Below are 14,952 nucleotides of genomic sequence, written 5' to 3' on the forward strand. Positions count from 1 at the left end.
CTGGTGCTAGAGCGCCTTCTTCACATCTCGGCCGCGGTCGGCGGCAGCGGAGCCGCCGATGTCGGACTCGATCGCCGCCGTCACGACGCGGTTGCGGTCCCCGCTCGACAGCACTCCGTTGCCGACCAGTTCCTGCGTCACCGCCTTCACGTGCTTGACGAACCGGTCGTGCGACGCGTACTCCGCGTCCGCGTCGATGACGTCGTTGAGCGTGCAGCCGTTGCCGATGTCGATGTTCTCCACCTGGCTGTCGACCTCGCCGATCACCACCGTCTCGCGGAGGTCCGAGTCCGGGCAGGCGTCCGGTGGCGGCGGGGTCGCGACCACCGTGAAGGTGCCGGACACCTCCGGCGCGACGTTGCCGGCGACGTCCGTGGCCCGGGAACGCACCGTGTGCGTACCGAGTGCGGTCACCACCACCGGGGCGGTGTACCGGGTCCACGCTCCACTGTCCAGTTTGTACTCGACCGAGTCCACACCGGACTCGGCGTCGCTGGCGGTCACCGTCACCGTCGCCCGGCCGATGTACGACCAGTCGCCGCCCTGGTTGCCGCCCACCATCATCGTCAGCACCGGTGCCGTCGTGTCGCCGCCGGCCACCACCGTGAACGACACGCTCCCCGCGGCGGACGAGTTCCCCGCGACGTCACGAGCGCGGTAGCCCACCGTGTGCGCGCCGGGGGCGGTAACCGCCACCGGGGCCGTGTAAGCGGTCCACGCGCCGCCGTCCACCTGGTACTCGACCGCGGCGACCCCGGACCCGGTGTCCGACGCCACGACCGTGACGGTCGCCTTGCCGACGTAGCTGCCGGCGTCGTCCTTCGTGCCGGCCACCGAAGCCGTGACGATCGGCGGGGTCGTGTCGCTCTTCACCACGGTGAAGTGGGACATGCCCTCCGGTGACGTGTTCCCGGCGGCGTCGGTCGCCCGGAAGTGGACCATGTGCTCGCCCGCCCCGGTCACCGCGACCGGTGCGGTGTAGGCGGTCCACGCCCCGCCGTCCAGCTGGTACTCGACCGAAGCCACCGTCGAGTCGGCGTCGGTCGCGGTCAGCTTGACCGTGGCGACGTCGACGTAGCTGCCCGAGGAGTCCTGCGTACCGCTGATCGCCGCGGTCACCGTGGGCGGGGTCGTGTCCCCCTGCCCTTCGACGATCGTGAAGTGCTCCATGCCCTCTTCGGACGCGTTCCCGGCGACGTCGGTGGCACGGTAATGGAGCATGTGCATGCCCACGGCGGACACCACGACCGGCGCCGCGTAGGGGGTCCAGGTCCCGCCGTCGAGCTGGTACTCGACCGAGGCCACGCCGGAGCCCGCGTCCGTCGCGGACAGGGAAACCGTGGCCGACTCGATGTAGTTGCCGGACGGATCCTTGTCCCCCGCCACCGCGGCCGTCACGGTCGGCGGGGTCGTGTCGCCGGTACCGTCGGACACGACGAACTCGCCGACCATCGTCGTGTGGCCGGGGATCGTGCAGAAGTAGCGGTACTTGCCGGGGGTGAGCGTCACGACCGCCTCGTGCCGGCCGTTCTGCGGGTCGAACGGGTTGGCCAGGACGTTCAGCGAGACGTCGTGGTTGTAGCCCGGCGTCGACGTGTCGAACGTCAGGGTGTGCGACATCCCCGTCGTGTTGCCGGTGGCTTCGCTGTTCTCGAAGACGATCGTGGTTTCGCCGGGCAGCGCCCCGGTGGGCGCGGACGCGTATTCGGTGGTGCTGTTGTTCGCGGTCCAGGTCAGCGTCTGGACCGGCGCCGCCACCGCGGGCGTGGCCAGCCCGGACAAGGCCAGCAACCCGGCCAGCAGCACTGTGATCAAGCGTGGAGGGGACATCGCCGGAGGAACCTTCCTGTGAGGGATGGGGGCCGGGCGCGTGCCCGGCCCCCATCGCGCTACAGCTGCCGCACCCGGATATTGCGGAACTCGATCAGGTCGTTGTCACTGTGGTTCTGCAGCCCGATGAACCCGCTGACGAACTGCCGCAGGTCGGTCGGCGGGTCCCCGGCGCGCGAGGACTGCTGACCCGGCGTGTTGTCGAACTCGTTGATCACCACGCCGTTGCGGATCATCGTGTAGTGCTGCCCGACGACCTTGATCTCATACTCGTTCCACGTGCCCTTCGGCCGGGCACCCGCCTGGTCGAGCGGGCGCGGGTCGAAGTTGTAGACCGACCCGGTCTTCTGCGGTTCGCCGGAGTCGCCGTCGTAGATCTGGATCTCGTGACCGCAGTAGATCGCGACCCACGCCTGCGAGTCCCGCGCCGACCCGACCGTGCCGCAGCTGCCCGGCGGCCGCTGGGCCAGGGGTGTCCGCGGATCCGGGAACCGGACGAAGACGCCGCTGTTGGCCCGGTTCGGGTCCGGGGCGATGTCCTTGAACTGCACCTTCACCGAGAAGTCGGTGAACTGCCGCTGGGCGTACCAGAGCATGCCCAGCCCGCCGGCCGACCGGATCGACCCGTCGGGTTGGAGGGTGAACTGCCCGGAAGGCGCCTGTTCCCAGCCGCGCAGCGACGCCGCCGTGCCGTCGAAGATCGCGTCGTAGCCGGTGGTGCCCGGCTTCCCGATCGGCGACGCCTCGGCCGCGGCGTTCAGCTCGGCCGACTCGTCGTCGTTGATGACGCCGATGTCCGTGAGCGTCTCGGTGGCCTGTTCGACGTGGTTGGCGAAGGCCGCGTGCGTGCTCCACGTGCTTTCGTCGTCGATGAAGTCGTCCACCGAGCACCCGCCGCCCGCGTTGCGGTTCGGCACCTTGGTGATCTGGTCGCCGAGGGTCACCACCGGACTCGGATCGGCCACGACGCACCCGACGTTCACCGCGGTCCGCGTGGTCACCGCCTCGCCGTTCGCGTAGGTCACGGTCAGCTTGGCGGTGAAGATCCCGGTCCGCGGGTAGGTGTGCCGCGGGTCGGCCTGGGTGGACACCGAGCCGTCGCCGAACTCCCAGCGGTAGGAGACGCCGCCGGACTTCGACCCGGTGAACGCCGCCGTCAGCGCCTTGTTCTGCACCAGCACCGACGACGCCGCCGGCGCGGGAGTCGGCGCGCCGCCGGTGTAGCTGATCTTCAGCAGCTTCTGGTTCTGGTCCAGGGAGAAGAACCCGTTGCCGTAGTCGAGCACGTACAGCGCGCCGTCCGGCCCGAACTTGGCGTCCATCCAGCTCTGCACCTTGGTGTCCCCCGCGCCGCCGGGGATGATCTGCCGGAACGTCTCGGCGAACACCGGCGGCTGGTGCGTCGGCACGCCCGCCGGGTCGACGGTCACCGCGACGCGGTTCTGCGAGTTGGACTCGTCGCCGATGAACCACTTGTTGTCCCAGTACGCCGGCCACGCGACGCCGCTGTTCGTGTTGACCAGCGAACGGTGGTACGTCGGCCCGGACATGATCGCCTGGCCGCCGCCCCGCAGGTACGGCTGGGTGTAGGTGGCGTCCGCCGCGTTGTACGTCGGAATGGACGAGCCCGGCCGCTTCGGGAAGACCGGGCCGCCGCCGTCGGGCGAGTACCAGATCATGTTGTCCTTGATCGGCGGCAGGTTCACCAGACCGGTGTTGCGCGGCGAGGTGTTGACCGGGTTGTCGCAGTCGTACCAGCCGGTCAGCTCCGCGGCGTTCGTGCTGCTGCGGTCGCGGTAGGGCTGCCGGTTGCCCATGCAGTACGGCCAGCCGTGGTTGCCCGCCTCGGTGATGATCGTCGCCGTCTCGTACTTCGCCGGGCCGAGCTCCGGGCTCGGCGACGAGGCGTCGGGGCCGACCCAGCCCGCGGTCATCCAGTTGTGCACGGGGTCGATCTGCAGCCGCGAGATGTTGCGGACGCCCATCACGTAGATCTCCGGGCGCGTCTTGTCCGCGGGCCCGTTCGGGAAGAGGTTGCCCTGCGGGATCGTGTACGTCCCGTTCGCCTCCGGGTGGATGCGCAGGATCTTGCCGCCGAGGTCGTTCGTGTTGCCCGCCGTGCGGCGCGCGTCCTGGAACGAGAGGCCCTTGTAGTCGAGCGTCCAGTTGTTGCCCGAGTACCCGTTCGAGCCGCCCGAGGAGTTGTTGTCCCCGGAGCCGACGTAGAGGTTGCCGTCCTTGTCGAACGCCATGCCGCCACCGGCGTGGCAGCAGCTGTGGATCTGCACGTCCCAGGACAGCAGGTCCTTGCGCGTGGCCTGGTCGAGCGTCTGCGCGGTGGCGTTGTAGGTGAACCGCGAGATCGTGCGCTTGCCGATCCGCTTGTCGCGGTCGATGGACGCGTGCGGCATCCAGTAGGCGTACATGAAGCCGTTCTCGGTGAACTTCGGGTCGAGCGTCAGGCCGAGCAGGCCCTCTTCGTTCTTGACGAGCTCGTCACCGCTGCCGCGGTTGCCCATCACCGGCAGGGTCGTGAGCAGCTTGACCTTCTTGGTGGCCGGGTCCCACTGGTGGACCGTGCCGCAGCCGAGGCCGACGTTCGGGTCGTCCCAGCTGACGATCGGCCCGGTCGGGCAGGCCGCCTTGCCGATGTAGAACACCTTGCCGTCCGGGGCGATGGTGAGCCCGTGCGGCTCGCCGATCTGGTCGAGCTGCCCGGCCGCGTTCTTGCCGGTCAGCCGCTCGATCTTGTAGTTCGCGGCGATGCCGGCCTGGCAGTCGCCGCGGACCATGCCGGTCGTCCAGCGCAGCGCGCCGAGCAGGTGCTTGCGGAACTGGTCTTCGCCGTAGGAGGCGTCGGTGCGGCCCATGCCGGTGTAGAAGGAGCGGCCGCCGTCGTAGTCACGGCACCACGAGATCGGGTGGAACGCGCCGTTGGCGCCGACGCCCGGGTTGTAGCCCTTCTCCTCGACCTGCGCGACGGTGTGGACGGTGCCCACCGGGTTCGACTCCCAGTTGAGCCACCGGTCGGTCCGCGTCCAGTTCTGCGGCAGCCCGGCGGTGGCCGGGTGCTGGGCGTCGAGGACGTCGACGACGGCCTGCTGCGGTGCCGGTTCGGGCGGCGGCGGGGTGGTCGAGGTGTCCTTGAACAGCTTGAGGTCGGCGAGCTGGATCAGCGGCTCACCCGAGTTCGCGGTGATGTTCAGCCGGTAGTTCGGGTACACCGTCGTGTTGGCGAAGGTGAACGTCCGGGTCTGGAACCGGTCGGTGAACACCTCGTTCGTGCGCGTGTCCAGGTCGGTCCAGGTGGCGCCGTCCGCCGAACCCTGGAGGGTCCAGTTCTTCGGGTCGCGGCCGGGGAAGTCGTTCGCCGAGACCAGCGAGTAGCTGCTGACCGCGACCGGGGTGGCCATCTTGTAGGCCGCCCAGCCGGTCGTCGCGAACGTCAGCCACTTGGTGTTCTCGTTGTTGTCGGCCAGTTTCTCCTTGGTCTCGTTCGGCGGGTTCTCCGCGCTCGCGGTCACCGACGCCACCGCTTCGGGCGTCGGGCGCGCGCCGACCGGGCGTGCGCCGATCAAGCCGGTGAACCACTGGGACGAGTCCTGTGCGCGAGCCGCGTCGGAGATGCCGAGGAACCCGCCGCCGGCCTTCATGTAGGCCTGCAGCGCGGCTTCCTGCTCACGCGCGAGCGTCACACCCTGCGCGGACAGGAACACCACGCCGCGGTACCGGGCGAGGTTCGCCGTGCTGAACACGGCGGGGTCGGACGACGCCGTCACCGTGATGCCGTTGTCCGACCCGAGCCGCGCGATCGCGTCCGCCGCGCGCAGCACCGGGTCCTTCTGGTCGCCGGCCGCGCCGTGGAAGACCAGCACGTTCACCGGGACGTTCACCGCCGGGGCCGCCTGGGCCACCGGCATCGTGATCAGCGGGGCCCCGGCCGCGAGGACCGCCCCGATGGCGAGCACGAGCGCCCCGCGCCTGCCGAACCATCGTCGTTTCATGGCTCCCCTCCTAAGAATGCGTGTGGGCGTCGGGATTCGTCTCGTGCCCGGAATGGCCGTGCATCTTGAAGCGGTCGATCGCGTCCTGCGCCCCGGCCGGCAGCCCGCCGTCGGGGTCGCGGACCAGGAAGAGGCCCACCATGCCGCCGTCGGAGTGGGTCTGGACGTGGCAGTGGTACATCCACACCCCCGGCCCGACCCCCTCGCCGGCGATCACCTGGAAGCCGAACGAGCTGCCCGGGTCGAGGTTCTTGTTGTCGACGATCTGGGCGTTGTCGGTGGCACTGCTCAGCATCCCGGTGCGGGTGTCGGCCCAGCGGTGCCCGTGCAGGTGGAACGTGTGCGGCAGGCTGCCGTACCCGACGCAGATCCATTCGACGCGCTCGCCGAGCCGCGCCTCGAACATCGGGGTGTCGGGCGCCATCTCGTGGTTGATCATCATCTCGTTGAACACGACGGTGTACTGCTTGCTGGGCAGCAGATCGCCGCGCTTGCGCACGATCAGCCCGCCGTAGAGCCCGCGGGCGAGGCCGCCGGTGCCGTGGTCGGTGCCCATCGCGTGGTCGTGGTAGTGCCAGTAGCCGGCGCTGCCGGGCATCCAGAACCCGCCGCTCGCCTCGTACCGGGTCCGCGTCTTCCAGGTGTAGGTCCGCGTCTCGTGCGGGTTGTTGAACGACGCGTTGAGCGGGGCGCCGTCGGACTCGGTGTCGTAGATGACTCCGTGCGGGTGGATCGACAGCCGCTGGTCGGTCGTGTTGACCAGTTCGATCTCGAGGGTGTCGGCCTCGTAGATCTCCAGCAGCGGTCCGGGGATCGTCGCTTTGCCCGGCTCCAGGCCGTAGCCGTAGAGGCCGCCGGGAAGCGCTTCCGCGTAGATCGTGATCCTGCGGGTCAGACCCGCCGCCGACGCCGAATCGGCGCCGACGCCGATGGCGGGCACGAGCACCCCCGCGGCGGTTCCGGCCAGCATCGACCGACGTGACACTCGCATGTGCTTTCCCCCGGGGGTCAGAACCGAACGGTGCGGAGGTACTCGAAGCCGACCTTGGCGGTGCCCAACGGGTCGGCCGGCTGGTCGTGCTCGACGATGTACTCGCCGATGTTGTGGCAGGACGCGGCGAAGATGCGCGGGAAGTTGATGACCCCCGCGCCCGGGTCGACCATCTGGCCGTCCGCGGTCCGGTCCTTCACGTGGTACTGCGTCACGCGCGGGTAGTTGCGCCGGAACAGCTCGACCGGGTCCGCGCCGCCGTTGACCGCCCAGAAGAGGTCGATCTCCAGGTGGACGTCCCGCTTGTTCGTCTTCGCGGTGAGCACGTCGTACGGGAGGACGCCGTCGATCGGGTGGAACTCGTGGTCGTGGTTGTGGTAGCCGAGCGCGAGCCCGGCCTTCTTGAAGGCGACCGCGGCGGTGTTCATCCGGCCCGCGAAGGCCTCCCACTCGGCGATGGTGCCGAAGTTCGCGTACGGCACCACGACGGAGCGGTTGCCGAGGACCTTCGCGTCGGCGATGACCTGGTTCAGGTCGCCGTCGATGCCGACGTGCGTCGAGGTGGCCTTGATGTGGTTGCGGTCGAGGATGGCGCGGAACTCGGTGGCGCTGCGGCCGTACGTCCCGGCCAGCTCGACCTTGCGGTACCCGATGTCGGCCAGCGCGGAGAGCGTGCCTTCGGGGTCGTTCTGCAGCAGGGAACGCAGGGAGTAGAGCTGGATGCTGATCTTGTCGACCGGGACCCGCTGCCGGGCCGAAGAGGCGCTCGCGGAGCCGGGGAGGGCCACCGCCGCCGCCCCCACCGTGAGCGCCGCTGTCGCCACGTTCAGGAACGTCCTTCGGGAGTGCTGTTCTGGCAAGTCACCGCACATGGAACTCCCTCATCTCTGGTTGCTGAAAGCCGCGTCGAAAGCCGCCGACGGCTGGTCGAACAGGTGCTCGCGCAGGTACTTCACCGCCTCCGCCGCGCCGCGGAGGCGGTCCATCCCGGCGTCTTCCCACTCCACCGAGACGGGACCGGCGTAGCCGATCGAGTTCAGCGCCCGGAAGCAGTCCTCCCACGGGACGTCGCCGTGGCCGACGGACACGAAGTCCCAGCCCCGGCGCGGATCGGCCCAGGCCAGGTGCGAGCCGAGCCGTCCGTTGCGGCCGTCGAGGCGCTTGCGGGTGTCCTTGCAGTCGACGTGGTAGATCCGGTCGGCGAAGTCGAGGATGAACCCGACCGGGTCGAGGTCCTGCCACACGAAGTGCGACGGGTCCCAGTTCAGCCCGAACGCGGGCCGGCTGCCGACGGCGTCCAGCGCGCGCCGGGTCGTCCAGTAGTCGTACGCGATCTCCGACGGGTGCACCTCGTGCGCGAACCGGACGCCCACCTCGTCGAAGACGTCGAGGATCGGGTTCCAGCGGCGGGCGAAGTCCGCGTAACCGTCATCGATGACATCGCGCCCGACCGGCGGGAACATCGCCACGTACTTCCAGATCTTCGACCCGGTGAAGCCGATGACCGTGTCCACGCCGAGCTTCGCCGCCGCCCGCGCGGTGTCGGCCATCTCGGCCGCGGCCCGCTGCCGGACGCCTTCGGGTTCACCGTCGCCCCACACCCGCTGCGGGAGAATGGCTTGGTGGCGGTCGTCGATCGGGTCGTCGCAGACGGCTTGGCCGACGAGGTGGTTCGAAATCGCCCACACCTTGAGGCCGTGCTCGGCGAGCAGCGCCAGCCGCCCCGGCACGTAGTCCTCTTCGGACAGTGCGCGGTCGACTTCGAAGTGGTCGCCGGAGCAGGCGATCTCGAGCCCGTCGTACCCCCATTCCGCCGCGAGCTTGCAGACTTCGGTGAACGGCAGGTCCGCCCACTGGCCGGTGAACAGCGTGACCGGACGGCTCATTTCGTTCCCTCCACCGCGGTCCACTTCGCTTCTCCGGCAGCGCTTTCCTCGACCGCGGCCAGCACGCGCTGGACGCGCAGGCCGTCGTCGAAGCCCGGCGCCGGATCGGTGCCCGCGCCGATGGCTTCCAGGAGGTCGGCGACCTCGTTGGTGAACGTGTGCTCGTAGCCGAGCAGGTGACCCGGCGGCCACCACACCCCGACGTACGGGTGGTCCGGTTCGGTGACGAGGATGCGCCGGAACCCGGCTTCGGTGCCGGTCCCCTCGTACCACTGGAGCTCGTTCATCGACTCGAAGTCGAACGCGAGGCTCGCCTTCGACCCGTTGACCTCGAGCCGCATCGCGTTCTTGCGGCCCAGCGCGAACCGGGTCGCCTCGAAGCTCGCCACGGCTCCCCCGGAAAGCCGTGCCAAGAACAACGCGGTGTCGTCGACCGTCACGTCGTCCGTCCCGCCGTTTTCGCCCGGCCGCTGCTTCACGAAGGTGTTCGTCAGCGCCGAGACGCCGGTGACCACCTCGCCGGTGACGAACTGCGCGGCGTCGACGATGTGCGCGCCGAGGTCGCCCAGCGCGCCCGAGCCGGCGGTCTCCTTCCGCAGCCGCCAGGTCATCGGCGACCGCGGATCGGAGAGCCAGTCCTGCAGGTAGACCGACCGCACGTGCCGGATCTCGCCGAGCGCCCCGCCTTCGACCAGCTTCCTGGCGTGCGCGAGGGCGGGCACCCGGCGGTAGTTGAACGCGACCATGGCCCGTACCCCGCGGTCACGGGCCCGCCGCGCGGCCTCGGCCATCGCTTCGGCCTCCGCGACCGAGTTGGCCAGGGGCTTTTCGCACAGCACGTGCTTCCCGGCCTCCAGCGCGGCGATCGCGATCTCGGCGTGGGTGTCGCCCGGCGTGCAGATGTCGACCAGGTCGACGTCGTCGCGGGCGATCAGCTTCCGCCAGTCGGTCTCGACGGCTTCCCAGCCGAACCGCTGCGCCGCCGCCGTGGCCCGGGTCTCGTCGCGGCCGGCGAGCACGGCGAGCCTCGGGACCAGCGGTGGGTCGAAGAACCGGTGGACGCTGCGCCACGCGTGGGAGTGCACCGCACCCATGAACGCGTGGCCCACCATGCCGATCCCGATCGTTGCCCGTGCCGCGGACATACCCCTCCTCTGGTTTCGTTGGTATGGACCGATCAGGAGTCGAAGCCGACGTCCAGGTACTGGTCGACGTTCTCCTTGGTGACGACCGCGGAGTACGTCGTGATCTCGGCCGGGATGTCGTGCTCGGCGAGGTCGCCGATGCCCTTCTTCTGCCCGAGCAGGCGCGCGAGCGCGATCGCCGTCGAAGCCATCGACGGGCTGTAGAGCACGGTCGCCTTGATCGGCGAGCTGTCGGCCTTGATCAGGTTCATCATGTTCTTCGAGCCGGCGCCGCCGACCATGAGGAACTCCTTGCGGCCCGCGGTGTCTATGGCCGCGTTGACGCCGATGCCCTGGTCGTCGTCGTGGTTCCACAGGGCGTCCAGCTTGGGCGCGCCCTGGAGCAGGTTCGCCGTCTGCTGCTCACCGGACTCCGAGGTGAACTGCGCCGAGACCCGCGGGCCGACCTTGAACCCGGCGCGCCCGAGCGCGTCCGAGAAGCCCTTGCTGCGTTCCTGGGTCAGCGGCAGCGAGTCGATCCCGGCGACCTCGCCGATGATCGGGTTCGCGACGTTCTTGGCCTTCAGCTGCTGCGCGATGTAGTTGCCGGCGTTGACGCCCATCCGGTAGTTGTCGCCGCCGATCCAGGTTCGGTACGCGAGCGGCGTGTCGAAGACGCGGTCCAGGTTGATCACCGGGATGCCCGCGTCCATCGCCTGCTGCCCGACCGAGGTGAGTGCCTTGCCGTCGAAGGGCAGGATGACGAGCACGTCGACCTTGGCGTTGATCAGCGTCTCCACCTGGGAGATCTGCTGGTTGACGTCGTTGGTGCCCTCGGTGGCGTTGAACTTCACCTCGGTGAACTTCTGCGCCTGGGCCTTGGCGTTCTTGGTGATCGCCGCGATCCAGCCGTGGTCGGCGGCCGGCGCGGAGAAGCCGATCGTGACCGGCTTCCCGGGCTGGGCGTTGTCCCCCGCGTTGGCGACCGGAGCGTTGGACTCCGACGCCGCCGGTGTGTTCGACGTGCAGCCGGCCAGCAGCGCGCCGGCGCCGACGGCGGCCCCGCCCAGCAGGAATCCCCGGCGGCCGAGGAAGGGTTGTTCGGCCATGATGACCTCCATCGGTGGTGACTACTACGACCCGGTCCTGGCTTTCCTGGCCCGGAACTGCAAGAGCACGGCGAGCACGATGATCACGCCCTTGGCGATGTTCTGGATGTCGGTGTCCAGGTTGTTGAGCGTGAAGAGGTTGGACAGCACCGTGAAGATCAGCACGCCGATCAGGGTGCCGATCAACGAGCCGCGGCCGCCGGTGAGCAGGGTGCCGCCGATGACGACGGCCGCGATCGCGTCGAGCTCGTAGAACATGCCGTTGGTGGACGCGCCCGCCGTCGTCCGCGCGACGACCATCAGCGCGGCGATCCCGCAGCACAGCCCGGCCACGCCGTAGACGAGCGCGAGGTGGCGCTTGACGTTGATGCCGGCCAGGCGGGACGCCTCGATGTTGCCGCCGACCGCGAAAGTCCGGCGGCCGAAAGTGGTGCGGTTGAGCACGACCCAGCCGACCGCGAACACCAGCGCGAAGATCCAGATCAACGCCGGGATGCCGAGGAAGGCGCCGCGGAAGAACGCGAGGAAGTCCAGGTCGCCGACCACCTGCGTGCGGCGGCCGCTGAGCCGTTCGGCGAGCCCGCGGGCCGAGACGTACATCGCGAGCGTCGCGATGAACGGCACGACCTTGCCGTAGGAGACGAGCACGCCGTTGACCAGCCCGCAGCCGAGGCCGACCGCGAGTCCACAGAGGACCATGACCCACGGCCCGTAGGACTGGGTGGCCAGCGTCGTCAGCCAGACGCTCGACAGCGCGACGATCGAGCCGACGGACAGGTCGATGCCACCGCTGATGATCACGAACGTCATCCCGACGCTGACCACGCCGATGGCCGCGGCCAGCCGCAGGATCGTCGAGATGTTGCTTTCGGTGAAGAACAGCTCCGGCCGGGTGAACTGCCCGACCAGGCACAGCACGACGAGCACCCCGGCCAGGCCGAGCAGCCGCGGGTCGGCCCGGAAGGCGAACCGCCTCCGTTCGACGGGAAGCGCTTCCTGTGGCGGTGCTTGGGTTTCGGTCATGCCGCGCTCCCCTCCAGAATCACGTCGAGCACTTCGGCCTCGGTCAGGCCGGCGGACGGCCGGTCGGCGAGGACGCGGCCCTCGCGCAGCACCAGCACCCGGTCGGACAGGCCGAGCACCTCGGGGATCTCGCTGGACACCAGCACGATCGCCACGCCGGTCGCGGCCAGCTCGTCGATCAGGCGGTACAGCTCGGCCCGGGCGCCGACGTCGACGCCGCGTGTGGGCTCGTCGAGCAGCAGGACCTTGCAGCCGCGGACCAGCCAGCGCGCGAGCACCGCCTTCTGCTGGTTGCCGCCCGAGAGCGTCCGGACGATCCGCCGCGGGTCGGCGGGCCGCAGGTCGAGGCGCCGCAGGCTCGCGCCGGAGTCGTCCAGCTCCTTCGCGCGCTCGGTGAACCCGAGCTTCGAGTAGCGGCCGAGACTGGCGAGCGTCACGTTGTGCGCCACCGAAAGGTCGAGCAGGAGGCCCTGGCTCTTGCGCTCCTCCGGGGCCAGCCCGATGCCCGCCCGGACGGCGGCCCGGACGTTGCCGGAGCTCAGCGGTTTCCCCTGCACCGCCACGGTTCCGCGGTCGGCCTTGCGGGCACCGAAGATCGTCTCCAGCAGTTCGCTGCGGCCGGACCCGACCAGCCCGGCGATGCCGACGACCTCGCCGGCGTGGACGGTGAAGCTCACGTCCTCGAACTCGCCGGCCCGGGAGAGCCCGTCGACCGTGAGTGCTTCCTTGGTGCGGTCGGCGTGGCCGTCGTGGCGCGGCCCGAAGACGGTCTCGACCTTGCGCCCGGCCATCAACGCGACCAGGTCCGCGGTCGGCGTCGCGGCGGCGTCGAGGCCGGTGCCGACGGTCCGGCCGTCCTTGAGCACGGTCACCCGGTGCCCGATCCGGCGCAGCTCCTCGAGCCGGTGCGAGATGTAGACGACCGCGACGCCGTCCGCGGTCAGCTCGCCGACGATGCGGAAGAGGTTGTCGACCTCCTCGCCGGCCAGCGCGGCGGTGGGCTCGTCCATGACGAGCAGCCGCGCGTCGTGGGCCAGCGCGCGGGCCATCGACACGAGCTGCTGGCCGGCGGCGGAGAGCTTGCCGACCTCGTGCCACGGCCGGATGTCCGGGTGGCCCAGCCGGGCCATCAGCCGGGCGGCTTCGTCGCGGGCCTGCGAGATCCGCGTGAACCCGAAGCGGGCGCGTTCGTGGCCGAGGAAGATGTTGTCCGCCACCGAAAGCCCGGGGACGAGGTCGAGCTCCTGGTACATGGTGGCGATGCCGAGGCGCAACGCGTCGACCGGCGTGCCGAGGCTCGCCGGCTCGCCCTGCCAGGTGATCTCCCCCGCGTCGGGCTGGTGCGCCCCGGCGAGCACCTTGATCAGCGTCGACTTCCCCGCGCCGTTCTGCCCGAGCAGGCAGTGCACCTCGCCGGGTTCGACGTCGAGGTCGACTCCGTCGAGCGCGCGGACGCCGGGGAACGTCTTCACGATGCCGCGAACGGACAGCAAGCTCATACCGAGGCCTCCTCGATCAGCGTCGGGTTCGCGAAGAGCCGCTCGGCGGCCAGGTGCGCGGCGCCTCGCAAGGGGGCCTTCAGGCCGAGCCGGGACGGCACCACCCGGGCGTGGCCGAGCGGCCGGACGGCGAGCTCGACGCGGATCGGTTCGACCAGCCAGTCCGCGAGCTCGGCGAAGTAACCACCGAGGACGACGACGTCCGGGTCGAGCACGTCGACCACAGTGGACAGTGCGATGCCGAGGGCGACGCCGAGGTCGTGGACGGCGGTGGCCGCGCGCCGGTCACCCTGCCGGACGCGCTGCCGCAGCTGGGCGACCCGGCCGTCGACGCCGAGGGCGGGATCGTGCAGCGAGTCACCGGGAGGTGCCGCGGCGCGCAGGACGGCGGCCAGGTTCGCCTTCGTCTCGAGGCAGCCGGTCCGGCCGCACGAGCAGCGTTCCCCGGACGGGTCGACGGCGATGTGCCCGACCTCGCCCGCGAACCCGCGCGCGCCGCGGAGGATGGCGCCGCCGGAGACGAGCCCGCCCCCGACGGTGGTGCCGCCGCTGAGGTAGAAGAGCTCACCGGCACCGGCGGCCGACTCGGCGAGCGCACCGAGGTTGGCGTCGTTGTCGACGGCGATGGCGTCGGCCGGGAGGTTCAGCCGGGCCGCCATCAGGCCGGCGATCTCGGCGTCACGCCACCGCAGGGCGGGAGCCAGCCGCAGCACGGCCGCGGCCGAGTCGACCAGCCCGGGCACCGCGATCGCGACCCCGACGGGCGGGCCGGGCAGCACCCGGTGGGCGAGGTGGGCGAGCTCGTCCATGCCTCTCTGAAGCCCGAGCGCGGCGACGTCGACGGTCTCCGCCCGCTCGGCCAGCACTCGTCCGGAGAGGTCGGTGACCAGCGCCGAAAGCCGATCGGCCTCGATGCTGAGGGCGAGGGCGTAGGTGTCTTCGCCGTGCAGTTCGACCAGCCGGCTCGGCCGCCCGTTGCCGGGGAGGACCCCGGCGGGCCGGACCAGCCCGCGCCCGGCGAGCTCGGTGAGCAGCCCGGGAACGGCGGACTTCGCGATCCCACAGCGGGCCGCGAGCTGAGTACGCGAGAGAGGTCCGGCGCGCAGCGCCCGCAGGACGGCGGCCAGGTTCGCCGTACGCGGGCTCGCCGGCTCGGCGCCCCTCGTCCCGGTGACGGCCACGGTGCCCCCAACTTGTGCTGCCTACTGAACGGACTTTGTCTCTCCGGCAGCGAAAGTAGGGTGGTATGCATCACTCGTCAAGGTGATGTCGTCGCGATACGTCCGCTTTTCACCCGGATAGACGTGCGAAACCGGACAGACTTTCGGTTTTTTGATGCAAAAGTCTGTCTGGTTTTGGCGTTACGAGGAGGGGTTGTTCAGGAACCGAGGGTGAGAGGGGTGGGTCGGCCGCGGCGGGGTGCACGCTGCCTGCGCGGCCGGGCGGGCGGCACTGCGGCGGCGGCAGGGCAGCGCGAGCGGGGGCC

Annotated in this window: 10 protein-coding genes; all 10 read right to left on the reverse strand. The window is 70.3% G+C overall.

Annotation, left to right across the window (positions count from 1 at the left end; translation table 11 throughout):
• Positions 1–6 precede the first annotated feature (6 nt).
• The 10 genes from ACZ7PG_RS32225 to ACZ7PG_RS32270 all read right to left on the reverse strand — a co-directional run bounded on the left by ACZ7PG_RS32225 (position 7) and on the right by ACZ7PG_RS32270 (position 14,647).
• Positions 7–1,806, reverse strand: coding sequence for a cupredoxin domain-containing protein (locus tag ACZ7PG_RS32225; protein ID WP_470243654.1), 1,800 nt, complete (start codon positions 1,804–1,806; stop codon positions 7–9).
• A gap of 83 nt (positions 1,807–1,889) precedes the next feature.
• The gene (locus ACZ7PG_RS32230) at positions 1,890–5,834 is read right to left on the reverse strand and encodes a ThuA domain-containing protein (protein ID WP_470242901.1); all 3,945 of its coding nucleotides are present in this window, start codon (positions 5,832–5,834) and stop codon (positions 1,890–1,892) included.
• A gap of 10 nt (positions 5,835–5,844) precedes the next feature.
• Positions 5,845–6,825, reverse strand: coding sequence for a multicopper oxidase domain-containing protein (locus ACZ7PG_RS32235; protein ID WP_470242902.1), 981 nt, complete (start codon positions 6,823–6,825; stop codon positions 5,845–5,847).
• Positions 6,826–6,842: 17 nt separating this feature from the next.
• Entirely contained in the window at positions 6,843–7,697 is an 855-nt protein-coding gene (locus tag ACZ7PG_RS32240; protein WP_470242903.1) for a TIM barrel protein, read from the reverse strand.
• A gap of 9 nt (positions 7,698–7,706) precedes the next feature.
• Positions 7,707–8,711 (reverse strand): sugar phosphate isomerase/epimerase family protein, encoded by a 1,005-nt coding sequence (locus tag ACZ7PG_RS32245; protein WP_470242904.1) that lies wholly within the window; start codon positions 8,709–8,711, stop codon positions 7,707–7,709.
• Entirely contained in the window at positions 8,708–9,856 is a 1,149-nt protein-coding gene (locus tag ACZ7PG_RS32250) for a Gfo/Idh/MocA family protein (RefSeq protein WP_470242905.1), read from the reverse strand. The genes ACZ7PG_RS32245 and ACZ7PG_RS32250 overlap by 4 nt, the downstream gene beginning before the upstream one ends.
• Positions 9,857–9,888: 32 nt before the next feature.
• The gene (locus ACZ7PG_RS32255) at positions 9,889–10,944 is read right to left on the reverse strand and encodes a substrate-binding domain-containing protein (RefSeq protein ID WP_470242906.1); all 1,056 of its coding nucleotides are present in this window, start codon (positions 10,942–10,944) and stop codon (positions 9,889–9,891) included.
• 24 nt (positions 10,945–10,968) lie between these two features.
• On the reverse strand, positions 10,969–11,967 hold the full coding sequence (locus ACZ7PG_RS32260; RefSeq protein ID WP_470242907.1) for an ABC transporter permease: 999 nt from the start codon (positions 11,965–11,967) through the stop codon (positions 10,969–10,971).
• Positions 11,964–13,466, reverse strand: coding sequence for a sugar ABC transporter ATP-binding protein (locus ACZ7PG_RS32265; RefSeq protein ID WP_470242908.1), 1,503 nt, complete (start codon positions 13,464–13,466; stop codon positions 11,964–11,966). The genes ACZ7PG_RS32260 and ACZ7PG_RS32265 overlap by 4 nt, the downstream gene beginning before the upstream one ends.
• Complete coding sequence (locus ACZ7PG_RS32270) at positions 13,463–14,647, reverse strand: ROK family protein (protein WP_470242909.1); 1,185 nt, start codon at positions 14,645–14,647, stop codon at positions 13,463–13,465. Before ACZ7PG_RS32270 ends, ACZ7PG_RS32265 begins: the two co-directional genes overlap by 4 nt.
• Positions 14,648–14,952 lie beyond the last annotated feature (305 nt).

The organism is Amycolatopsis sp. NPDC114504 (genome assembly GCF_055633595.1).

Coding starts and splice junctions, on each gene's coding strand:
- ACZ7PG_RS32230 (WP_470242901.1), bottom strand. CDS start 5,834: ATGAAACGACGATGGTTCGGCAGGCGCGGGGCGCTCGTGCTCGCCATC.
- ACZ7PG_RS32235 (WP_470242902.1), bottom strand. CDS start 6,825: ATGCGAGTGTCACGTCGGTCGATGCTGGCCGGAACCGCCGCGGGGGTG.
- ACZ7PG_RS32240 (WP_470242903.1), bottom strand. CDS start 7,697: ATGTGCGGTGACTTGCCAGAACAGCACTCCCGAAGGACGTTCCTGAAC.
- ACZ7PG_RS32245 (WP_470242904.1), bottom strand. CDS start 8,711: ATGAGCCGTCCGGTCACGCTGTTCACCGGCCAGTGGGCGGACCTGCCG.
- ACZ7PG_RS32250 (WP_470242905.1), bottom strand. CDS start 9,856: ATGTCCGCGGCACGGGCAACGATCGGGATCGGCATGGTGGGCCACGCG.
- ACZ7PG_RS32255 (WP_470242906.1), bottom strand. CDS start 10,944: ATGGCCGAACAACCCTTCCTCGGCCGCCGGGGATTCCTGCTGGGCGGG.
- ACZ7PG_RS32260 (WP_470242907.1), bottom strand. CDS start 11,967: ATGACCGAAACCCAAGCACCGCCACAGGAAGCGCTTCCCGTCGAACGG.
- ACZ7PG_RS32265 (WP_470242908.1), bottom strand. CDS start 13,466: ATGAGCTTGCTGTCCGTTCGCGGCATCGTGAAGACGTTCCCCGGCGTC.